The 21677-nt window shown below is 40.9% G+C and carries 22 protein-coding genes; 11 read left to right on the forward strand and 11 right to left on the reverse strand.

Annotation, left to right across the window (positions count from 1 at the left end):
- Positions 1-13: 13 nt before the first annotated feature.
- From nqrE to PE36_RS17610, 6 genes are all read right to left on the reverse strand, one after another.
- Positions 14-622, reverse strand: coding sequence for an NADH:ubiquinone reductase (Na(+)-transporting) subunit E (nqrE, locus tag PE36_RS17585; protein ID WP_006033405.1), 609 nt, complete (start codon positions 620-622; stop codon positions 14-16).
- 3 nt (positions 623-625) lie between these two features.
- On the reverse strand, positions 626-1255 hold the full coding sequence (locus PE36_RS17590; RefSeq protein ID WP_006033406.1) for an NADH:ubiquinone reductase (Na(+)-transporting) subunit D: 630 nt from the start codon (positions 1253-1255) through the stop codon (positions 626-628).
- Positions 1248-2021 carry a Na(+)-translocating NADH-quinone reductase subunit C gene (locus PE36_RS17595; protein ID WP_006033407.1) on the reverse strand — a complete coding sequence of 258 codons (774 nt, stop codon included), beginning with the start codon at positions 2019-2021 and terminating at the stop codon, positions 1248-1250. The genes PE36_RS17590 and PE36_RS17595 overlap by 8 nt, the downstream gene beginning before the upstream one ends.
- The gene (locus PE36_RS17600; RefSeq protein WP_006033408.1) at positions 2014-3222 is read right to left on the reverse strand and encodes an NADH:ubiquinone reductase (Na(+)-transporting) subunit B; all 1209 of its coding nucleotides are present in this window, start codon (positions 3220-3222) and stop codon (positions 2014-2016) included. Before PE36_RS17600 ends, PE36_RS17595 begins: the two co-directional genes overlap by 8 nt.
- Before the next feature lie 2 nt (positions 3223-3224).
- Complete coding sequence (locus tag PE36_RS17605) at positions 3225-4565, reverse strand: Na(+)-translocating NADH-quinone reductase subunit A (protein ID WP_006033409.1); 1341 nt, start codon at positions 4563-4565, stop codon at positions 3225-3227.
- 413 nt (positions 4566-4978) lie between these two features.
- The gene (locus tag PE36_RS17610; protein WP_006033410.1) at positions 4979-5290 is read right to left on the reverse strand and encodes a BolA family transcriptional regulator; all 312 of its coding nucleotides are present in this window, start codon (positions 5288-5290) and stop codon (positions 4979-4981) included.
- 74 nt (positions 5291-5364) lie between these two features.
- Between PE36_RS17610 and PE36_RS17615 the strand changes: the two genes are divergently transcribed.
- Positions 5365-6492, forward strand: a complete 1128-nt coding sequence (locus PE36_RS17615) for a methyltransferase (RefSeq protein ID WP_006033411.1) — start codon at positions 5365-5367, stop codon at positions 6490-6492.
- 1 nt (position 6493) lies between these two features.
- Positions 6494-7054, forward strand: coding sequence for a YajG family lipoprotein (locus tag PE36_RS17620; protein WP_006033412.1), 561 nt, complete (start codon positions 6494-6496; stop codon positions 7052-7054).
- Between the two features lie 114 nt (positions 7055-7168).
- On the opposite strand, the gene PE36_RS17625 is transcribed toward PE36_RS17620, so the two are convergent.
- Complete coding sequence (locus PE36_RS17625) at positions 7169-7693, reverse strand: peptidylprolyl isomerase (protein WP_006033413.1); 525 nt, start codon at positions 7691-7693, stop codon at positions 7169-7171.
- 350 nt (positions 7694-8043) lie between these two features.
- Between PE36_RS17625 and PE36_RS17630 the strand changes: the two genes are divergently transcribed.
- Both PE36_RS17630 and PE36_RS17635 read left to right on the forward strand, forming a co-directional pair.
- Positions 8044-8385, forward strand: coding sequence for a hypothetical protein (locus tag PE36_RS17630; protein ID WP_006033414.1), 342 nt, complete (start codon positions 8044-8046; stop codon positions 8383-8385).
- 119 nt (positions 8386-8504) lie between these two features.
- Entirely contained in the window at positions 8505-9884 is a 1380-nt protein-coding gene (locus PE36_RS17635; RefSeq protein ID WP_232286605.1) for an MFS transporter, read from the forward strand.
- Between the two features lie 87 nt (positions 9885-9971).
- Here PE36_RS17635 and PE36_RS17640 read toward each other — a convergent pair whose 3' ends face one another.
- The gene (locus PE36_RS17640; RefSeq protein ID WP_006033416.1) at positions 9972-10454 is read right to left on the reverse strand and encodes a YajQ family cyclic di-GMP-binding protein; all 483 of its coding nucleotides are present in this window, start codon (positions 10452-10454) and stop codon (positions 9972-9974) included.
- Positions 10455-10593: 139 nt separating this feature from the next.
- Between PE36_RS17640 and PE36_RS17645 the strand changes: the two genes are divergently transcribed.
- Positions 10594-10941 carry a VanZ family protein gene (locus tag PE36_RS17645; RefSeq protein ID WP_006033417.1) on the forward strand — a complete coding sequence of 116 codons (348 nt, stop codon included), beginning with the start codon at positions 10594-10596 and terminating at the stop codon, positions 10939-10941.
- Complete coding sequence (locus PE36_RS17650) at positions 10934-11836, forward strand: ketopantoate reductase family protein (RefSeq protein ID WP_006033418.1); 903 nt, start codon at positions 10934-10936, stop codon at positions 11834-11836. The genes PE36_RS17645 and PE36_RS17650 overlap by 8 nt, the downstream gene beginning before the upstream one ends.
- Before the next feature lie 105 nt (positions 11837-11941).
- Here PE36_RS17650 and thiI read toward each other — a convergent pair whose 3' ends face one another.
- The gene (thiI, locus tag PE36_RS17655; protein ID WP_006033419.1) at positions 11942-13396 is read right to left on the reverse strand and encodes a tRNA uracil 4-sulfurtransferase ThiI; all 1455 of its coding nucleotides are present in this window, start codon (positions 13394-13396) and stop codon (positions 11942-11944) included.
- Between the two features lie 173 nt (positions 13397-13569).
- On the reverse strand, positions 13570-14811 hold the full coding sequence (locus tag PE36_RS17660) for a DNA ligase NAD-dependent (protein ID WP_006033420.1): 1242 nt from the start codon (positions 14809-14811) through the stop codon (positions 13570-13572).
- 286 nt (positions 14812-15097) lie between these two features.
- Here PE36_RS17660 and PE36_RS17665 point away from each other — a divergent pair, with 286 nt between their 5' ends.
- Positions 15098-15331, forward strand: a complete 234-nt coding sequence (locus tag PE36_RS17665; protein ID WP_006033421.1) for a hypothetical protein — start codon at positions 15098-15100, stop codon at positions 15329-15331.
- Between the two features lie 127 nt (positions 15332-15458).
- On the opposite strand, the gene PE36_RS17670 is transcribed toward PE36_RS17665, so the two are convergent.
- The gene (locus PE36_RS17670) at positions 15459-15965 is read right to left on the reverse strand and encodes a hypothetical protein (protein ID WP_006033423.1); all 507 of its coding nucleotides are present in this window, start codon (positions 15963-15965) and stop codon (positions 15459-15461) included.
- A 317-nt stretch (positions 15966-16282) separates the two neighbouring features.
- On the opposite strand from PE36_RS17670, the gene leuS reads away from it, so the two are divergent.
- From leuS to nadD, 4 genes are all read left to right on the forward strand, one after another.
- Positions 16283-18877 (forward strand): leucine--tRNA ligase, encoded by a 2595-nt coding sequence (gene leuS, locus PE36_RS17675; RefSeq protein WP_006033424.1) that lies wholly within the window; start codon positions 16283-16285, stop codon positions 18875-18877.
- Between the two features lie 229 nt (positions 18878-19106).
- A complete protein-coding gene (gene lptE / locus PE36_RS17680; protein WP_006033425.1) occupies positions 19107-19781 on the forward strand; it encodes an LPS assembly lipoprotein LptE in 675 nt (224 codons plus the stop codon).
- Positions 19781-20818 (forward strand): DNA polymerase III subunit delta, encoded by a 1038-nt coding sequence (gene holA, locus PE36_RS17685; protein ID WP_006033426.1) that lies wholly within the window; start codon positions 19781-19783, stop codon positions 20816-20818. Before lptE ends, holA begins: the two co-directional genes overlap by 1 nt.
- A 33-nt stretch (positions 20819-20851) precedes the next feature.
- Positions 20852-21502, forward strand: a complete 651-nt coding sequence (gene nadD / locus PE36_RS17690; protein ID WP_006033427.1) for a nicotinate-nucleotide adenylyltransferase — start codon at positions 20852-20854, stop codon at positions 21500-21502.
- Positions 21503-21677: the final 175 nt, after the last annotated feature.

Genomic DNA, 21677 nt, shown 5'->3' on the forward strand with positions numbered 1-21677 from the left:
AGCCAGCTGTTTGTTATAACTGAATACCAGAAAATGACATGAAACCTAGCGCCATAAGACCTGCCGTAATAAAGGTAATACCTAAACCACGTAGTCCATCTGGCACATCTGAATATTTCATTTTCTCACGAAGACCAGCCATCGCAACGATAGCTAACATCCAACCTAGACCACTACCAAAACCATAAACAACTGATTCTGTGAAGTTATAGTCACGCTGTACCATGAAAGATACACCACCGAAGATTGCACAGTTTACTGTGATCAACGGTAGGAAAATACCCAGTGCGTTATAGAGAGCTGGTAAGTATTTATCTAACACCATCTCTAAGATTTGTACTAGTGCAGCAATTACACCAATGAACGTGATGAACCCTAGGAAGCTTAAATCTGCTTCTGGGAAACCAGCCCATGCAAGTGCACCTGGTGCAAGTACGCCACTATAGATAACTTGGTTAACAGGGATTGAAATGGTAAGTACAGCTGTTACTGCAACACCAAGACCAATCGCTGTTGTCACTTTCTTAGATACCGCAAGGAATGTACACATACCTAAGAAGAATGATAATGCTAAGTTTTCAATGAAAATAGCACGTACGAACAAACTAATATAATGTTCCATCGTTTACCCCTTTGGCTCAACTTGTTCTGGTTTCCACGTACGTAGAGCCCAAATCAATAAACCAATGATGAAGAATGCACTTGGCGGAAGTAGTAATAGGCCATTTGATTGGTACCAACCACCGTTTTGGATTAGTGGTAAGATTTCAATACCAAACCAAGTACCTGAACCAAAGATTTCACGCACTGTCGCAACAGCAAGTAAGATAGCACCGTAACCTAAACCGTTACCGATACCGTCTAAGAAACTTGGGATAGGTTTATTCTTCATTGCATATGCTTCAGCACGACCCATTACGATACAGTTTGTAATGATCAGACCAACGAATACCGAAAGCTCTTTTGATAACTGGAACGCTACCGCTTTAAGTACTTGGTCAACAACGATTACAAGTGATGCAATGATCGCCATTTGCACAATAATACGCACACTGTTCGGGATCATGTTACGTACTAATGAGATAAAGAAACTTGAAAAGGCAGTTACTACCATTACAGCGATTGTCATTACAAACGCTGTTTCCATTTTAGTTGTTACAGCCAGAGCAGAACAAACACCTAAGATTTGTAATGCAATAGGGTTGTTAGTAACTATGGGTGAAGTAACTACTTCTCTTAAGTCAGACTTAGCCATTGTTTAAGCCTCCGTTTTGCAATTTCTTCAAGAAAGGACCAAAACCGTTTTCACCAATCCAGAACTGGAATGTATTTTCAACACCTTGGCTAGTTAGCGTCGCGCCAGATAGACCATCAATACCTGAAGGAGTCTTATCTTGACCACCACCTTTCACGACACGGATTGCAACATCACCATTCGCATCGAATAGTTGTTTGCCTTCCCATTTAGCTGTCCACAGTGGGTTTAACACTTCACCACCTAGACCCGGCGTTTCACCTTGGTCATAGTACTGAATGCGTATCACTGTTTTGCCATCTTTGTCGATTGCAACGAATGCATACATCGTTGACCATAGGCCACGACCGTATACAGGCAGAACGTAAGATTCAACATTACCTTGTGCATCTTTTACAAGATAAACATCAGCAATATTTGAACGACGTTTGATACCAGCAACATCTTTACCAGTTAGGTCGGTACTTTTCGTTAGATCTTTTACGTTTTTAAGTTGATCAAATGTCGCTGCATTCTCGTCAACATACTCACCCGTACTTAAATCAACAAATTTCGCTTCAACAAACTTAGCGTAAATTTCGCCAACGTTCGCATTTTCTTCTAACTTGCCAGCAACAGAAAGTAGGTTCGTTTGCTTATCTAATGCTTTGTTAGCATTTTGAGCATCACGTAAGCCTACAGCTGCGCCAGATACGATGATTGAACATACTAAACACAGCGCCGCAACGACTGTGATAGTTTTCAGTGGAGTTTCTTTACTAGCCATTGCGTGCAAGTCTCCGTTTAATGTTAGCTTGAACAACAAAGTGATCAAATAGAGGTGCGAATAAGTTAGCGAATAAGATTGCTAGCATCATACCTTCTGGGAATGCAGGGTTAACTACACGAACAAGTACAACCATTAGGCCGATAAGCAGACCGTATGCCCATTTACCGTTTTCAGTAAATGAAGCTGATACAGGATCAGTCGCCATAAACATCATACCAAACGCAAAGCCACCGATAACTAAATGCCAGTAGAATGGTACTTCAAACATAGGATTAGTATCAGAACCGATCATATTGAATAGTAAGCTTGTTGCTACCATACCAATAAATACACCAGCAACGATTCTCCAAGATGCAATACCTGCGAAAAGTAAGACGCTACCCGATAATAGGATAATTAACGCCGATACTTCACCAGTAGAACCTTGCATATTACCAATGAACGCATCAGCCCAAGTCAATGAACTAGTTAGGCCTTCAAGGCCGCCAGCAGCCGCAGAGCTTAGTGCTGTAGCGCCAGAGAAACCGTCAACCGCAGTCCAAACAGCATCACCTGAAATATCAGATGGGTAAGCGAAGAATAAGAACGCACGACCTGCTAATGCAGGGTTTAAGAAGTTCTTACCTGTACCACCGAATACTTCTTTGGCGATTACAACACCGAAAGTAATACCGACAGCCGCTTGCCATAATGGAATGTTAGCAGGCAGGATAAGTGCAAATAAGATAGATGTTACGAAGAAACCTTCATTCACTTCATGCTTACGCACGGCAGCAAATAATACTTCCCAGAAACCACCAACCACAAACACTGTCGCGTAGATAGGTAGGAAGTAAACCGCACCGTATAGCATACTTGCTATGACACCGGCGCCCTCACCAATCGTAACACCAAACATATTTAGTAGTGCAACATGCCAGTCGTCAAATGCCTGACCAGCACCTGATGCGATAGCCGTATTTGCTTGAGCTCCAATGTTGTACATACCCCAGAAAACCATAGGGAGTGCGCACATCCATACTAAGATCATGATACGTTTTAAATCAATATTATCACGTACGTGTGTTTTACCTTTTGTTACAAAGCCAGGTGTAAATAAGCCAGTTGCAATTGCTTCATACAGGGCAAACCATTTTTCATGTTTACCGCCTGGTTCGAAGTGATGTTCCATCCCTTCGATATAATTCTTAAGACCCATGCTTAACCTTCCTTCTCAATTGTCGTTAGACAATTACGTAGAATTGGACCAAAGTCGTACTTACCTGGGCAAGTAAAAGTACATAACGCTAAATCTTCTTCGTCTAATTCAAGACAACCTAACGTAATCGCTTCGTCTGTATCACCCGTTACTAATGAACGTAGTAACATAGTCGGTAAGATATCTAATGGCATAACGCGCTCATAGTTACCAATTGGCATCATTGCACGATCACTACCACCAGTGGTTGTAGTAAAGTTGAATTGACGTGCACGGTTGAATGCAGAAGTAAATACGTTAGCGATAGAGAATTTGTCGCTACCAGGTTTAATGTAACCAAGGAACTCTTTCTCACGACCTTCAGTTATTACACTGATTTGGTTGTGATAACGACCAAGATAAGCATGTACACCGTCAGATTTAACACCGTTTAATACAGAACCTGAAATAATGCGATTTTCACCAGCATTAAGTTCACTTGCAGTTAATTCTGTGATTGATGCGCCTAGACGAGTGCTAATTAAACGTGGATTTTTCACCGCAGGGCCTGCGAGTGAAATAACACGGTCAGTATGTAGTTCACCAGTAGTGAATAACTTACCGAAAGCGATGACATCTTGATAACCAATAGACCAAACAGTACGGTTCGTACCAGCTGATTCTAATAAATGGATATGTGTACCAGCAAGACCAGCAGGATGAGGGCCAGCAAATGCTTGCTCTTCAACATTTGATGCCGTTGATTTAGGTAATGTACCTTCCGCTTTACAAACGTAAACTTTACCGCTTGTTAAAAGTGAAATAACATTTAAACCATCAACAAATGCATCGCTGTTTTGATTGATAATTAATGCAGCATCTGCAGCTAATGGATTGGTATCCATTGCCGTAACAAAGATTGCTGATGCATTACTGTCAATTGCAGGAACACGGCTAAATGGACGAGTGCGTAATGCAGTCCATAAACCTGAGTCTACAAGATTGTTAACCACTACATCGCGGTCAAGATTAGCAATTTCAGTTGAGTTGAACTGAGCGAATTTCTCACTCTCGTTACCGTCTACGTCAATCACTACCGATTGTAAGACCCGCTTAGCGCCACGGTTAACTTCAGCAATTGTTCCTGCAGCGAAGGCAGTATATTTTACGCCCGGCGTCTTTTTGTCTTCAAAAAGAACCTGACCTTTCTTAACACGATCACCAACTTTAATTTTCATCGTTGGACGCATTCCAATATACTCTTCACCTAGAACAGCAACTCGTTTGATAGCAGGGCCATCATGAATCACTTGCTCAGGTTTACCTGCGATAGGTAGATCCAGTCCTTTTTTTATCGTAATCATACTCACATGCACTACTTTTTTTAGGAAGATAAAGAACACTTTTGCTAACAAAAACCACACACGAAGATACCTAAAAATGAGTATTCACAAGGTGGTGTGTTTTTATTAACAAAAAATTTGGGGTTATTCTAGCACTAATTTAAGACGATTGCTCGCACTTCATCAAGTAACAGACGCTAATAAGACAAACTTTTTTAGCTGTCTAAAAGTGAAAATATAACATAATAAAAACAGTTACTTAAGAAGTTAAAAAGATGCTAATAATAAACGTTTAAGCAAAACCAGTTATTTTGTTGCACTGATTATAGCCATAGATTAGGATATCTCGATTAATTAAAATAAAAACGTGAAAAATTAACATAAACTCACAATTAGCAACATTTAATTAATCAATTTTATAAATTAACAGTTAATTAACCTAAGCAATCTGGTGATTCTGGTATTTTTTGATCTTGATCATTTTTCTTAGCCCATTGTTCCGGCGTATAGGCATGAATTGATAGCGCATGGATACCCGCTTCAAATTGAGCCACCAGCGCAGTATTAACCATCCGATGACGCGCAATCAACATTTTCCCTTCGAATTCCGTCGCTACGATCACGACCGAAAAATGAATTTCGGTGCCCGGTGGTACATTGTGTTTATGACTATCACAAACCACATCTAAATGCTGAATATCAAAGCTCGCCAACAACTGCTGTTTAATATCGTTACCTAATGACATTTAAAAACCTCTTCTTTATATATTTAGTAAAATAACAGTGTAAAATGCACGATCAACCTTAACTGGAACATACTATGAACACTGAACTATCTCTTGAAAGTACCGAATTATCTTTGTACCGCTACCCTAAACGTAGCGTTGAACAACTGCAAGCATGGGACTCTGCCGATGAATATATTATTAATACCGTTGCAGATTTAACGCTTGCTAAACAATCTTCAGTACTTATCTTTAATGATAGTTTTGGTGCACTTACGTGTGCTTATAATCAGCATAACGTCACCACAGTGAGTGACTCATGGATCAGCCACGCGGCAATCGCGCAAAATCTAGATGAAAATGAGTTAAGCACAGAACAAGTAAAAGTCCAAGACTGTCTTGCTGCATTACCAGAAAATGTTGATTTAGTATTAATCAAGATCCCACGCACCTTGTCTCTATTAGAACACCAACTTGCCATGCTGAGCCACGTTGTTACACCAAACACAACGATTATTGCGGGTGCAAAAGCCAAAGATATTCATAATTCTACCTTAGCGTTATTTGAAAAATACCTCGGCGAGACGAAAACATCATTAGCGAAGAAAAAATCGCGTTTGATCTTCGCCACGATCACAGAAACGAAAGCATTAGAGATCCCAGCACCAGTGACTTGGGATGTGGCAAAAACAAATATCTCGTTATCTAATCATGCCAATGTATTTTCACGTAACAATTTAGATATTGGCGGCAACTTCTTTATGCAGTATTTACCAAAAGGTGAATACCAGCATATTATCGACCTAGGTTGTGGTAATGGTGTTATCGGTATTACCGCTGCCCGCTTAAACCCACAAGCTAAAATCACTTTTGTTGATGAATCATTCATGGCAATTGCATCAGCGAAAGAAAATGCAGCGGCCAATATTGCCAGCCACGAACAGGATGTTGAATTCTTAGTAAATAACTGTCTTTACGATTACGAACCACACAGTGTGGACTTGGTGTTATGTAATCCTCCATTCCACCAAGAAAAAGCCATTACGGACCATATTGCATGGCAAATGTTTAAAGATGCCCACCGTGCATTAGCTTGGGGCGGTGCACTTTACATTGTTGGTAACCGTCATCTTGATTATCATATTAAACTTGACCGTTTATTTGATAATCATGAAGTAATTGCATCAAATGCCAAGTTTGTGATCATTAAGGCGCAAAAATAACATGCTAAAAAAACTACTATTAACTGCCGGTTTAGTATTATTAACAGCCTGCGCCAGTGCACCTAAGCAAGTTAATATTACGGCTGAGTTAGCACCACTGACAACGCAATATAGCGGCACTCAGGTTAACCTAACGAGCAAAGATATTCGTGATGCCAATTACTTAATTGCGGTCCACAAAGTCGGAGATCCCGCGCAGCTACTGAATAACCAACGCTCACTGATTAACCTTACTACCGCTAAGCTACAACAAGGCTGGGAACAACAAGGGTTAGTATTTACTGCGGCTGCAGATATCGCCATTAATCTTGAGTTGCAAACGGCGCGGATCGATGTGCAACAAGATAGCTTCGAGCATCAAGCGGATTCAACGTTAGTGTTGATTATCTCAATTGAGAATCAAGGTCAAACACTGACAAAACAATTCCGTAGTGCATCGATTTTAACGGGCGCGTTTAGTCCATCAATGAGTGAGCTGGAAGCTAAGTTTTCTCAGCAATTATCGTCACTACTAAACGATGTATTTAATGATCAACAAATCAGTGATTACTTAACGCGTTAATGTTACTGATGCCAAAAAGCCTCGCAATGGATGTCTTATAGCAAGACATCCTGCGAGGCTTTTTATTTTCTTACGCTGTAGCTGTAACTATAGCTGTAACCGTAATGCGCGAGACTACTTCAACATCGTAATGCTTTTAATCACAATGTTTGTTAATGGTACATCACTGTAATACTTCTTTTTACCTGTTGGTTGTTTTGCTATTTTATCCACCACATCCATTCCAGCTACCACACGACCAAATACAGCATAACCCGCTTGTGATGGGCTTGAACCCGAACGATTTAAAAAGTTATTATTTTTGAGATTAATAAAAAACTGTGATGTCGCCGAGTTAGGATTGTTAGTACGTGCTAACGCCAGCGTACCACGCTCATTACTTAAGCCATTGTTTGCTTCATTAATGACTGGCTTTCCTGATATCTGCTTTTCTAGGTTTTCATTAAAACCACCCGTTTGAGCCATAAATCCAGGGATCACACGGTGAAAAATAATGCCACTATAAAAATCACTTTCAACATAGTTGATAAAATTAGCAACAGATACAGGTGCTTGTTCTGGGTATAACTCAACCGTAATATCACCCAGATTGGTTTTGATTAGGGCTTTAGTCTCCGCTGCAAAGGCAGTATTAAACATAAATGTTGAGCACAAAATTAACAGTAATTTGGTAAAAAAATGATTTGATCGCATGATGTAACTTCCATTCCGTGATAAAAATAAGCGTATTACTCGCACTATATCAGATGTTTGATATATATATCCAAGCTACCTCAAAGTGCACAATCAATAACTTAAAAATTGTTGACGGAATCAATGCCATAAAAATGAAATTTTGTTAATTTTTTAAGTTAATCGCCGACTAAAACCAATCTTTTGAGATCATTCACACTTTTCTCATCAATCTGCATTAACAATACGCTAATTAATGACAGTGTAACTTTTTAGTCTAGGATTAAAAGCAGATACTAACAAATGAGGATATTTGCATGGAAGCGAAAAAGTTCATTGACGAGAAATCTGGCATTTTAGCTGAATACCTAGACTTTTTTCTGATGAGGAAACTGAGTTATTCACAATTAAACCATTTTCTATGGGATACATTACGAGAATGGGACAATTTGGATATTTACGACGAGTCTACCGCTAGCTGCAAGGAACAGGTTTTTTGGTTTCTGCTATTTGAGCTAAAAAATTGGTCAAGCCAACAGATTTTTTCTAACCGTATATTGCGCCAACAATTACATACCGGCGCTTTATTTTTGCAAGGTCAAGGCGTTAAACCATACAACTGTATTGGTATTAGACCTATCACGGAATACTTGGACTAATTTCGCTATATAATGACTACATACAGTAATTAAAATAAGCCCAGTCTGCTGTCGGGCTTATTAAATACCTTAAAATACGGTAGTATCAGCAAATACTTACGTTAGATGGACTGCTGACATTGCCGACTATTCTTCAAACCTTATCTATTTACCTTAATCCCCGTGTACTGTTTATGGGATTATTTGGTTTCTCCTCTGGACTACCCATTCTTTTGGTCTTTTCTACCTTATCATTTTGGCTACGAGAAGCCGGTGTCGATCGTGCCAGTATCGGTTTCTTTAGCTGGATAGCACTTACCTATGGCTTTAAATGGGCTTGGTCACCATTGATCGATCAGATCCAGCTGCCTTGGCTACACACTAAATTGGGACGACGTCGAAGCTGGCTGCTATTCACGCAAATAATGATCATTGTAATGCTGATGATCATGGCGACTCAAGATCCGCAACAAAGCGTGATCTTATTCATTATCGCCTCACTTGGTTTAGCACTTTTTTCAGCGACTCAAGATATTGTTGTCGATGCCTTTCGAATTGAGAGTGCGGATACGCGTTTACAAGGTGCCATGGCAGCCACTTACATGACAGGCTATCGTATTGCCATGATTGTTGCGGGCGCAGGCTCATTAGCCATTGCTGCGTTCTATGATAATAGTGCGGTTTATAATGCTGCAGCTTGGCAGTTCGCTTATGCTTGTATGGCGCTATTTATGTTATTTGGTATTTTTGCGACCTTACTGTCTAAAGAACCCATCGCAAAACATAAAATACATCATGTCCATAATATTCGCGACTTTCTTATCACCGGGCTAGTAAAGCCGCTTACCGATCTATTCCAGCGATACGGTAAAACCTGCTTACTATTATTGGGCATTGTCATCACCTATCGTATTAGTGACATTGTCATGGGGATCATGGCTAACCCATTTTATGTGGATATGGGTTATTCGAAGGCTGAAGTAGCCACGGTAGCAAAAGTCTTTGGGGTGATAATGACTCTGATTGGTGCCGGGCTCGGAGGGTTATTGGTCAATGGTTTAGGCTTACTTTCTACCTTATTATTAGGCGGTGTACTTGCTGCGTTGACTAATGTGTTGTTTCATTGGATGGCCGGTAGCATGGCAACGTCACAATTAATGACAGTGCTTGCATTAATACTGCCGGATACTTGGTTGCAAACACAAGACCCTGCTGTATTGCTATTAACCTTAGTGATCAGTGCTGATAACCTCAGTGCGGGTATTGCCACTTGCGCCTTCGTGGTGTTTTTATCACGCTTAACCAATACCCAATTTACTGCAACCCAATATGCCTTGTTCTCATCAATCATGGTATTGCTGCCTAAGTTTATTGCAGGATTCTCAGGGGTGGTGGTCGATGCATGGGATTATTCAGCCTTCTTCATTGGTACCGCGATATTAGGCATTATTCCGGTGGTCTTTATTGTCATATTAGTCTATATGCAAATGACCAAGCGCTTTAAATGGATTGAATCATAGGTATAAAAAAAGCCTAACGTGTATCGATACGTTAGGCTTTTTATGACTATTTAGAACTCAGTCACTTCAACATTAAACGCTCAGCGCCTAATCTCTTTGGTTATCAAATTGGAACGGTTGACCTAGATCTGACGTACGAATTAATTGCATTACGGCTTGCAAGTCATCACGCTTCTTACCAACAACGCGCACTTTGTCACCTTGAATAGACACTTGTACTTTGATCTTGCTGTCTTTAATTGCTTTTACAACTTTCTTAGCAACACTGCCTTCAACGCCTTGCAAAAATTCAACATCGGCACTGCAAGTTTTACCCGAGAATTCAGTTTTACCGACGCTCATCGAAGAGCTGTCTATATTACGCTTCACTAAAGCACTACGTAAAATATCAGCCATTTGACGAAGTTGCATATCTTCATCGGTGCGCATTTTTATTTTTTCTTTAATTAGCTCGAAGCTGGCGTCAACACCACGGAAATCAAAACGAGTGCTTAGTTCACGGTTTGCATTGTCGGTTGCGTTCTTCACTTCAACCATGTCAACTTCAGAAATAATATCAAATTGAGGCATCTTCATATCCTATCATTTATAATGGGTTGATTATCTAATAGATACTAGCTGTAATTCAACCATTAACTACAGAAGTGAGCTACTTGCTCGCATTAACTGACTATAATTGCTATTACGTTCATATTTTATTGAGACAAGTATGCCATTGTACAAATATAAACTCTGGTTTCGCCTGCTATTTGTCATTGTTATACTCGTCATCTGTCTGCTTGCTTTTAGTAAACCTTCGAGTAATATCTCTGAATTTGGTTACGACAAGTTTAATCACTTAATGGCTTTTGTAACATTAGCATTGCTGTTTGATTATAGTTTCCCAAACAGAACCATAACGCTGTTTATGACATTACTTGGATTCGGTATTTTTATTGAGTTCATTCAAGGTATGATACCTGGTCGCACCACGAGCCATTGGGATATTGTCGCCGATTTAATCGGTATTACCAGCTACTTAATTCTTCAACCATTACGGGCAAAAATACATGGCTAATTGGAACATTCTCGGTGCCGGTGCTATCGGGCATTTCTTCGCAGAAAAATTACTAAAATCAGGTCAACATGCCGCCTTTGTATTACGTCCCGAGAGTGATGCGCATATTCGCAGTTTTAATTTTGAAAACTTAACGGGTGAAAACACCAGTAATACCGTCATGGCACAAGGCAAACTCACGCCTAAATGTGACTTTTTACTGGTCACCCTCAAAGCGCAAGATGTACTGCCGGCGCTGACCTTATTACAATCACAAATTGATAAACATTGTTGTATCGTGCTTTTGCATAATGGTATGGGCACCGCCGAACAAACCGAGAAACTATTCCCACGCAACGCTATCATGGTGGGTACCACATCCAATGGGGTATTAAAGGTCTCTGACGATCATATTCGCCACACGGGCGCTGGTGTGACTTGGTTAGGGCCATTTAATAACCAAGCTAAACGTTATAAGGATATTGCCAAGCAATTATTCGCACTTGAAGAATTAACATGGTGCGAGGACATTCGAGAGAAGTTATGGCTTAAACTCGTGATTAACTGTGCGATCAACCCATTAACCGCCATTCATCACTGTAAGAATGGCGAATTGGCCTGTCCTGCGTTATACCCGCATGTGGTTAAGGTGGTGCAAGAGTTAGCGCTTGTTTGTGAAAAAGCCCGCTTACCTTGGGCTTATGCAGAGCTGCAAGCACAAGTGGATAATGTGATAAACCGCACTGCTGAAAATTATTCTTCGATGCATCAAGATCAGCAATTCAATCGCCAGTCCGAAATTGATTATATTACCGGCTATGTATTGAAGGTGGCGAATGCCTACAGTATCCCAGTGCCAGCGAACCAAGCCCTGTATGAACAAATCAAACAGCAAGAAACTAAACTAGTCTCGTAACAATAGAGTATATTGAACATCACGATCAAAAAAGCCAGCAATCTCTTGCTGGCTTTCATCCATCATTGAAGGCAAAGCTAAATACTAACCTTACCTAAATGATCATTAAGGACGGTAAACTTTAACGTTACCATAACCTTTTTCAATCAAGTAAAGCGCTTGTAACTTACTCATCACGCCACGATCACAGTACAGTAAGTACGTTTTGTCTTGATCTAATTCACTGAACTGATTACCTAACTTAAAGAAAGGCATGTGCTGAACTTCAAGCCCATCAACGTCAAGTGGTGAATCTTCAACTTCGTCAATACTACGAATATCTAAGATCACTTCATTTGCGGCAATTTCAGTTACTGCTTCAACATCACTGACTTGCTCTTGTGCTTCTGTTGCGATTTGACGAATATCGATCACTTTAGCATCCATCACAACTTGATCAATCAAGCTCATGTCAAATTTAGCTTCTTCTGCTTCAATCTTCTCTTTCACTGCTTTTACGGTTGGTTTTTTCGAGATAACACCACAGTATTCAGGAATTGTTTCTGAGAATTCAGCAGTACCAATTTTACGCGCGGTATCGATAATGTCTTGTTTATCAGCAACGATCAACGGACGTAAGATCAGTGTATCGGTAACAGAATCGATTAACGATAAGTTACGGATAGTTTGACTTGATACTTGACCAACCGCTTCACCGGTTACCAACGCTTCAATACCTAAACGTTCTGCTACTTTAGACGCGGCACGCATCATCATACGTTTAAGTACCACACCCATTTGTGAGTTATCTACTTTCTCTAAGATCTCAGCAACAACAGGATCGAACGGTACACTAACAAATTTAACTTTGTGTGATGAGCTATATTTGTTCCATAAGAAATATGAAATTTGTTTCACACCAATCTCATGCGCATCACCGCCTAAGTTGAAGAAACAGAAATGCGTTCGGCTACCACGTTTAATGGTTAAGTAACTTGATACCGCAGAGTCAAAACCACCTGACATTAATGACAGCACATCTTCTTGTCCTGCCATAGGGAAACCACCTAAACCTTCATGACGTTCAGTCACCAGGTAAAGTTTATCATTCTCAACTTCAATTTTAACTGTTTCTTGTGGTTTTCTTAATTTTACACCCGCTGCATCAGTATGCTGATTTAAGCCACCGCCAACATAACGCTCTAAATCAATCGAGGTAAAATCGTGCTTACCGTTACGCTTAGCACGTACGCAGAATGTTTTACCTGCAAGTACATCTTTATATACAGGCAAAGCTTGTTGGAAAATATCATCCAGATCGGTGAAAGTTGACTCTTGAACTTCGAGTGAATGGGCAATCCCTGGGGTATTTCTTAATACTTCACAATAAAAATCGCGGTTTTTCTCACTGTCATCTGTGGTGCGGACAACAATTTTATCCCATTCAAGGATCACGCGTGCATGTTCATCTTCACGGCGTAGAATATTACGTAAACTCGATTGCAGCATTTTACTAAAACGCTTGCGTACAGATTTACTTTTCATCATTACTTCTGGGAATATTTTTACAATAAATTTCATGGTTTTGCCTACATCATAGTTCAAACAAACAGGTGGCCCAGCATTTCATCGAGCCGGGTGTTTCGCTGATATATTCGATCATTTCAATCAAAATAAAAACGGGCCAACCTTAAAGTTAGCCCGTTGCAGTTACTCGGCAGCAGTATACTCAAAATGCCTAAATATGCAAGATGCTAACGATCGCTCACTAACCGGGTTAATTGCGGTGTCGCATTCCCTACCAGTTCAATTTCGACCTGACTACCGACTTCAATCTTAGACTGTAATAACCAAGGCTGAGAGCGTCCCGAAACACGGGTTACTTGACGCCCAGACAGCGCTAATGGTTGCACGTGAATAATCGGGGTAACACGACCGCTTTTACCCACCTGATAAGTAATATCAATAACATTGCTTAACCCTTTCGGACCGGTAAATTTTAACGCCAGCGCCCAACGTGGCGCATGCTGAGTGTGGCCATATTGACGTTGCAGTGTATTGTTCGCTAATTTAAGCACAATACCATCGAGTAAGAACGCTTCTGTGTTTTGATAGTGCGCGAGCCAATAATCGATGTCTTGAGGCCGGTCGATGACATGACTCATTTTCGACATGTCAGCAAAGCCAAGCATGGCTAATTGTGCCAACCCCATAAGTTCATTGTTATAGGGAGAATCTATCCAACGCCAAGGCATAAAGCGCAAGCTCATGACATCAGTTTGGGCTGGCGACAACTGGCTGGCAATACCGGCAGTCATATGACGCGAAGACACATATTTACCGCGCAACTGCCAATCTTGTTGTCCAACATATAGCTCACCATGGATCACTAATGTATACGGATAAGCAATCATACTATTAACTGCATTACTGCGTAACATCAGCGCCAGCAAGTCCTTACCTTGTTTGCCGTCGCCTCTACTTGATGCGCCCACAAGCATGCCTTTTTCATACACTAACTCAATAGCCATACCATCAAATTTAGGTTGGATCAGTAACTGCTGATCTTGATGCAGCTGGTAAAATTTATCCACGGCGGTTCTTTCTCGCACTGAATTTAAACTTAACATTTGTTGTCGATGCGGCTGTCGATCACGTTGGCGAGTATCATTATGCTGCAGATTTCCGCCTCCGATCTGAGTTAATACCGGGGATAAACAATGCGATAACACCGTTAATTCATCCACTAATAAATCAAATTCACCATCATGTAATAACGGCGTTTGACCAGCGTAATAAATACGCCGATGTTTAATGATTTGCGTTTCTAAATAACTAATACGATGCTGATTAAGTACACTTGGACAGCGGGAATGTGTCACTGTACTTGCTGTTGATGAATGACTTGATGAAGGTGGTATTATATCGGCGGCTAACAGTTGCTGAGTGCTTGAGGCGAATAATGAGACGAGTAATGAATAAGTGCGAATGAACATCCGAGTTCCAAACAATATGATGATACAACTCAGTATGATAAAGAGAATGGAAGTTAACGGATTAATTTCAAAGCAGTCGCCAGAAGTATCGCAAAACAAGTGATAATAAAGAGTATTAATCGTAGTTCATCACACATCAATATTAAAATAGCAAAACAGCTAGCGACAGATTAACGCTCTGCTACGGCTTAACCAAGCATACAAAAAATAAGCTTGCTTGAAGTTACTTTTTTATCGACTAAACTGACAGTATGGATCCTAATGTTCTGCCGAGGGAGGTGTTGCGATGCAACTTTCAGATATCAAAAGCATGTATCACAGACATGAATTAGTCGAGGCAATTGTCGAGCCATCATTAATTGCTAATGGCTGGATTGTCGAATTTAAAACAGAGGATGGTGACATTATTCCACTAACCGATTTTAGTGGTCACGAAAAATGTTACCGTAATTTAGATATCGCCACAGCAACAGCTCAGCAAGTCGGATTTCCCAGTGTTAGGATAGATGAGCCATTTTAGTTCATCTTACTTCTCTGCCGTTACCTCAATCGATATAACCAGACGTCAACCGATATAGCCAGCGCCCATTGCGAGCTGACTATATCGTTGAATGACCACACGGCCAGAAATACCTGACGGGTGTAATTTAAGGTTCAAAACTTTCACGCATAAACTCGCCACCGTCGCAATTAGCACAAGAAAGGACCTTGGTCGGATGAAATAATTCTTTTTTATAACCACAACGAACACAGGTCAATATACCGAATCCGACTTCATCACCAACGCAGTAACGTCCTTGATGTTGCAAATCATCCCCTACCTCGGTCCATTCAACTTGGGTCTTATCAGTAATTGATGCTAACGTACCCCAGGTTATTTTGTCCCAAGCCTGATACCAAGCCGAGAGTTTAAAACTATCGATACTTGTATGGTAATCTTTGCTAAGTTCATCCATATCATGACGAATATAAGCGGATGCTTCGGCTAACTCTTTTTTCGTCAAGTCTCCCGCAGCACCTAAATACGCCTCTGTTTTAACCACAAATCGGCGAGTGAAACGATTCTCAATAAGCGGATGCAGTCCCCTATAACCCAAAGGGTGCACAGATAATTTACTCACTGAATTTTGATACTGAGTGTTAGATTTAGCCATATAAACCTCCGAATTAATTTAAGTTAATTATACAATCAAGCTGTATTAATCAACCAAAAGTTATCATTACTATATCCGAGCGAATCGCTGATATAGCACCTTGAAGTAGTTTGGGTATATATTAAGTATATGCCAAAAAGCATAGTCAACAAGCGGGCTAACTCACAAGTTTAACGGCAAAATAACTAAATATGAGAGCCTGTTCAGGAATAACTTATCGCTATCTGTAAATGAAACTTGTTGCCCTCTCTGTGCTAAGGTATTCTATGGCAAAATTTTGTTTATAAATCCTACCAAGAACAGACTGGATATTACCCATGCAAGAACAATATACTCCAAGCAGTATCGAACCTCAGGTTCAAAAACACTGGCAAGAAAATAAAACATTCGAAGTACAAAACGACGAAACTAAAGAGAAATTCTACTGCTTGTCAATGTTCCCATACCCAAGTGGTCGACTGCACATGGGCCACGTACGTAACTACACAATTGGTGACGTGATCGCACGTTTCCAACGTATGCAAGGCAAAAACGTATTACAACCTATCGGTTGGGATGCATTTGGTCTGCCAGCTGAAAATGCAGCAATCAAGAACAACACGGCGCCAGCGCCTTGGACATATGAAAACATTGATTACATGAAAGGTCAGCTAACGTCGTTAGGCTTTGGTTATGACTGGAAGCGTGAAATCGCAACATGTACACCTGAATATTACCGTTGGGAACAAGAGTTCTTCACTAAACTGTTCAATAAAGGTTTAGTTTATAAGAAGACGTCATCAGTGAACTGGTGTCCGAACGATGAAACGGTACTGGCTAACGAACAAGTCAATGACGGTTGCTGCTGGCGTTGTGATACCCCAGTAGAACAAAAAGAAATTCCACAGTGGTTCATTAAAATCACTGAGTACGCAGACGAACTACTGACGTCAATTGATGATCTTGACGGCTGGCCTGAACAAGTTAAAACAATGCAACGTAACTGGATCGGTCGCAGTGAAGGTATTGAATTAGACTTCACTGTTGAAGGCGAAAGCGATGCTGCGCTAAGCAAATTATCTGTATACACTACTCGTCCAGACACAGTAATGGGCGTAACGTATGTGGGTATCGCAGCAGGTCACCCACTGGCAACAAAAGCAGCATTAACAAACCCTGCACTAGCCGAATTCAACCTTGAATGTAAAAACATGAAAGTGGCTGAAGCTGATTTAGAAAAAATGGAAAAGAAAGGCATGGCTACTGGCCTATACGCTATTCATCCATTAAATGGTCGTAAAGTACCAGTATACGTAGCAAACTTCGTATTAATGGGTTACGGCACAGGCGCAGTAATGGCGGTTCCAGCTCATGACCAACGTGACTATGAATTCGCAACAAAATACAGCATCGATATCGTTCCAGTAATCAAACCTAGCGATGGCAGTGAACTAGACGTTTCTGAAGTGGCATTCACTGAAAAAGGTGTGTTATTTAATTCGGGCGAATTTGACGGTTTAGAATTTGGCGCAGCAGTTGATGCCATCGCAGCTAAATTAGAAGCAAGCGGTCAAGGCACCAAGAAAGTTAACTTCCGTCTACGTGATTGGGGGGTTTCTCGTCAACGTTATTGGGGCGCGCCAATCCCAATGTTAACACTTGAAGACGGTACTGTTGTGCCAACACCAGCAGACCAACTGCCAGTGATCCTACCTGAAGATGTGAAAATGGACGGCATTCAAAGTCCAATTAAAGCAGATTTAGAATGGGCTAAAACAACATACAAGGGTCAACCTGCACTACGTGAAACAGACACATTTGATACCTTCATGGAATCATCTTGGTACTACGCACGCTACTGTAGCGCCACATCAGAAACTGAAATGCTAAACCGTGAAGATGCAAATCACTGGTTACCAGTTGATCAGTATGTTGGTGGTATTGAACACGCATGTATGCATTTATTATATGCACGTTTCTTCCACAAGCTATTACGTGATGAGCAAATGGTTGATAGCAACGAACCGTTCAAACGTCTGCTTTGTCAAGGTATGGTACTTGCTGATGCATACTACTACACCAACGAAAATGGCGGTCGTGTTTGGGTTTCGCCATTAGACGTTACCGCTGAGCGTGACGAAAAAGGTCAAGCAACGAAATACATCGACAATGAAGGTAACGAACTTGTTCACACCGGCATGACTAAAATGTCTAAATCTAAGAACAACGGTATCGACCCGCAAACCATGATCGATCGTTTTGGCGCTGATACAGTACGTCTATTCATGATGTTTGCAGCACCCGCTGACCAAACACTAGAATGGCAAGACTCGGCAGTAGAAGGCGCACACCGTTTCCTACGTCGTATCTGGACACTTGCTTACAATCACATCAGCAAAGGTGACGTTGCCGATCTGGACGTTGCAGCACTTAACGGCAAACAAAAAGAACTTCGTCGTGAAGTCCATAAAACAATTGCGAAGGTGTCTGACGATATCGATCGTCGTCAAACGTTCAACACTGCGATTGCATCAGTGATGGAATTAATGAACAAGCTTACTAAAGCACCGCAAGAAGCAGAGCAAGATCGCGCACTACTTCAAGAAGCATTAGTAGCGGTTGTTCGTCTACTTGCACCTATCACGCCACACATCAGTTTTGAACTGTGGGGCAAACTTGGTCAAGAAGGTACCATCGACGAAGCACAATGGCCTGTAGCAGACAAAGCGGCTATGGTTGAGTCTGAAAAACTGATCATTGTACAAGTGAACGGTAAGCTACGCGCTAAATTAACGGTACCAGCAGACGCAACACAAGAATCTGTTGAAGCATTAGCAAATGCAGATGTAAACGTGACTAAATTTACCGATGGTAAAACAGTACGTAAAGTAATTTTCGTACCAGGTAAACTACTAAATATCGTTGCTAACTAAGTTACAAAATAAGTTGCAAACTAAGACTATTTATCAGCACTAGCGACAGCGTTACTCGATGACTAATTAGCGCTGTCTTTAGTCGATTAATCGCACAGCTAGATGTAAATAGTACACAAATAATAGGCCCTTCATTCTGCTTTTATTTTTATAGTAGAGTCTAGGGCTTTTTTGTTTTTAGATTACGTGTAAAATTAGCTACAATTAACTTATTTATTTTGTAGGCATTATGATCGCATCGGCACTAAGACCACGTTTTATTCGACTAACTTGCATCTTTCTTGTTACTGCAGTGCTCGGCGGTTGCGGCTTCCATTTAAAAAATGGCAGTGGCATTCCAAATGAATTACGCAATTTAACCTTAGTATCAAGTAAGTATTCAGATCTAACCCGCCTCATCAAACAAGAATTACGCTACAACCAAATCAATCTCGTTGAACCGAAAATAACGAGTATGGCATCGCTGACAACAGAAACCGATGATGCTTCTGATGTGATGGGTGAAGATTCAACCCAAACGAGAACAACGGCAATGGACCCCGCGTTATTAAACTCGCAAACACCCATACTCAGAATTATGTCAGAAAGTACAGGATCACGTACTGTGTCACTCTACTCTGATGCAACGGCAGCCGAGTATGAACTTAGCTACGTCATCAAAATAGAAGTACGCTTACCCGAGCAAGAACCACAATACTTCACCATTGCCCTGCAACGTGATCAGCTAAATAACTCACAAGAAGCACTTGCTCGTTCACGCGAATCTGAATTATTAATACGAGAACTGCGCGAAGCGGCGGCACAACAAGTTGTTCGAACCCTAAGCCAAGTTATTATCGAACCAAAAACAATCGGTAATAGTGATAATAAAATAGAGCTAAATACAGAGTTTGAAGCTAACTAATGCGCGTTTATCCAGAGCAACTCGATCAATACTTAAAAACTGAACTCAAACCCTGTTATTTAATATTCGGTGAAGAGCCATTATTAAAAATGGAAGCGATTGACCAGATCAAAGCCGCCGCTAAAAAAGTCGGCTTTGATGAACACCACAAGTTTCATGCCGAACCGCTCATGGATTGGCCTGCGGTTTTTAATACCTGTCAATCAATGTCACTGTTCTCTAGTCGTCAAACGGTCGAGCTTATCTTCGAAAAACGACCAGCGAAAGAAGATATCAGCCAGCTTAATGATGTATTTAAGCTGCTAAACCCTGATCTTATTTTAATACTCAGTGGTCCATATTTGACCAAAGCACAGCAAAATGCGAAATGGTTTACCCAGTACTTCAAAAACGCACTTTACATACCCGTCGGACATCCCGAAGGGCGCTTTTTTGCCAACTGGATGCGCAATCGTCTTAAACGTGCAAATTTAGAACCGCAAGCGGATGTGATCACCCTACTGTGCCGGAGTTTTGAAGGTAATTTACTAGCGGCCCAACAAGAGATAGATAAATTATCTCTGCTCTACCCTGGTCAGACATTAAGCTTGGCACAATTGCAGCAATCAATAACCCAGCATTCACACTTCACTAGCTTTCAGCTGGTTGATGCCCTACTCGCGGGTAAGGTCAACCGAGGCCAGCGGATCCTGCAACAGCTACAGGCAGAAGGTGTCGACCCTATCGTCATTAACTGGGCGCTAAATAAAGAAATCAATCAGCTTTATCATTACAGTTTGATGCAGCAGCAAGGACTTTCGGTGATTGACGAAATGAAAAAACAGCGTTTATGGGCGGGTCGACAACAAATTATTAATGCCTGTTTAAGTCGTTTATCATTAAGTAAAATAGAGCAAATGTTAATCCTGTGTTCAAGTGTTGATAGTGCAATTAAAACCAGTACCAGTGTTGATCCTTGGTTATCGTTACAAATGTTGAGCATCAGCTTTGCTGACTCTACTTTGTTACCCAACTTTCATCATTCCGACATTAATTAATTTTGTGTCAGGAATAATAACGAACGGCTACTTATGACTGATTTTACCCCGACTCGCGCTATCGGTATTTTAGGCGGTACATTTGATCCGATACATTATGGCCATCTTCGTCCTTGCTTAGATTTATTACAGCAGCTTAATTTAGCTGAAGTAAGGCTGATGCCCAACCACATTCCGCCACATCGTGCAGCACCGGGATCAAATTCAGCGCACCGCTTAGCGATGGCGACATTAGCGGTAGAACATTGTGATGAGCTGAGTGTAGATACCCGAGAGTTAAACCGTACAACACCGTCTTATACTATTGATACGTTAATTGAACTTGCAGCAGAGAATCCAACCACGCCAGTGTGTTTCTTGATTGGTCTTGATTCACTCAACAGCCTACATACCTGGTATCGTTGGCAAGAACTGCTCGATTATTGTCACCTTGTCGTCAGTTATCGCCCCAATTACAAGTTAACATTAGCGCCAGAAGTGCAAAAATTATTTGAACAAGTGCAAACAATGGATGTCAAAGTCCTACAGCAACAAAAACAAGGCCGGATTTTACTCTGGCCAAGCACGCAATTAGAAATATCGGCGACACGGATCCGTCAGTTGATTAAACATCAGCAAAGCCCTCAATATCTACTGCCTGATAATGTTCTGTCTTATATACATAAAAATAGCTTATATAAATAAACTGCAAGAGATACTCGCTCAGATACAAGCTAGGTATATATTTAGGCATTATTCACTGTTATAATTCGCGGTTAACTCGATAAAGTTCCTCTGGAGGACCCTTGCAAATTTCTGACCTGCAAGCATTTGTACTAGATAAAATTGAAGACATGAAAGCCCGCGACATCCAAGTTGT

Source organism: Moritella sp. PE36, from assembly GCF_000170855.1.
Taxonomy (GTDB): domain Bacteria; phylum Pseudomonadota; class Gammaproteobacteria; order Enterobacterales; family Moritellaceae; genus Moritella.

Bases quoted from the DNA above. Each gene is read 5' to 3' on its own strand.
- thiI (WP_006033419.1), bottom strand. From the start codon at position 13,396: ATGAAATTTATTGTAAAAATATTCCCAGAAGTAATGATGAAAAGTAAA.
- holA (WP_006033426.1), top strand. From the start codon at position 19,781: ATGCGCGTTTATCCAGAGCAACTCGATCAATACTTAAAAACTGAACTC.
- PE36_RS17670 (WP_006033423.1), bottom strand. From the start codon at position 15,965: ATGGCTAAATCTAACACTCAGTATCAAAATTCAGTGAGTAAATTATCT.
- leuS (WP_006033424.1), top strand. From the start codon at position 16,283: ATGCAAGAACAATATACTCCAAGCAGTATCGAACCTCAGGTTCAAAAA.
- PE36_RS17595 (WP_006033407.1), bottom strand. From the start codon at position 2,021: ATGGCTAGTAAAGAAACTCCACTGAAAACTATCACAGTCGTTGCGGCG.
- PE36_RS17615 (WP_006033411.1), top strand. From the start codon at position 5,365: ATGAACACTGAACTATCTCTTGAAAGTACCGAATTATCTTTGTACCGC.
- PE36_RS17605 (WP_006033409.1), bottom strand. From the start codon at position 4,565: ATGATTACGATAAAAAAAGGACTGGATCTACCTATCGCAGGTAAACCT.
- PE36_RS17660 (WP_006033420.1), bottom strand. From the start codon at position 14,811: ATGTTCATTCGCACTTATTCATTACTCGTCTCATTATTCGCCTCAAGC.
- PE36_RS17630 (WP_006033414.1), top strand. From the start codon at position 8,044: ATGGAAGCGAAAAAGTTCATTGACGAGAAATCTGGCATTTTAGCTGAA.
- PE36_RS17590 (WP_006033406.1), bottom strand. From the start codon at position 1,255: ATGGCTAAGTCTGACTTAAGAGAAGTAGTTACTTCACCCATAGTTACT.
- PE36_RS17645 (WP_006033417.1), top strand. From the start codon at position 10,594: ATGCCATTGTACAAATATAAACTCTGGTTTCGCCTGCTATTTGTCATT.
- PE36_RS17650 (WP_006033418.1), top strand. From the start codon at position 10,934: ATGGCTAATTGGAACATTCTCGGTGCCGGTGCTATCGGGCATTTCTTC.
- PE36_RS17640 (WP_006033416.1), bottom strand. From the start codon at position 10,454: ATGCCTCAATTTGATATTATTTCTGAAGTTGACATGGTTGAAGTGAAG.
- PE36_RS17625 (WP_006033413.1), bottom strand. From the start codon at position 7,693: ATGTTTAATACTGCCTTTGCAGCGGAGACTAAAGCCCTAATCAAAACC.
- PE36_RS17600 (WP_006033408.1), bottom strand. From the start codon at position 3,222: ATGGGTCTTAAGAATTATATCGAAGGGATGGAACATCACTTCGAACCA.
- nqrE (WP_006033405.1), bottom strand. From the start codon at position 622: ATGGAACATTATATTAGTTTGTTCGTACGTGCTATTTTCATTGAAAAC.
- PE36_RS17620 (WP_006033412.1), top strand. From the start codon at position 6,494: ATGCTAAAAAAACTACTATTAACTGCCGGTTTAGTATTATTAACAGCC.
- nadD (WP_006033427.1), top strand. From the start codon at position 20,852: ATGACTGATTTTACCCCGACTCGCGCTATCGGTATTTTAGGCGGTACA.
- PE36_RS17610 (WP_006033410.1), bottom strand. From the start codon at position 5,290: ATGTCATTAGGTAACGATATTAAACAGCAGTTGTTGGCGAGCTTTGAT.
- lptE (WP_006033425.1), top strand. From the start codon at position 19,107: ATGATCGCATCGGCACTAAGACCACGTTTTATTCGACTAACTTGCATC.
- PE36_RS17665 (WP_006033421.1), top strand. From the start codon at position 15,098: ATGCAACTTTCAGATATCAAAAGCATGTATCACAGACATGAATTAGTC.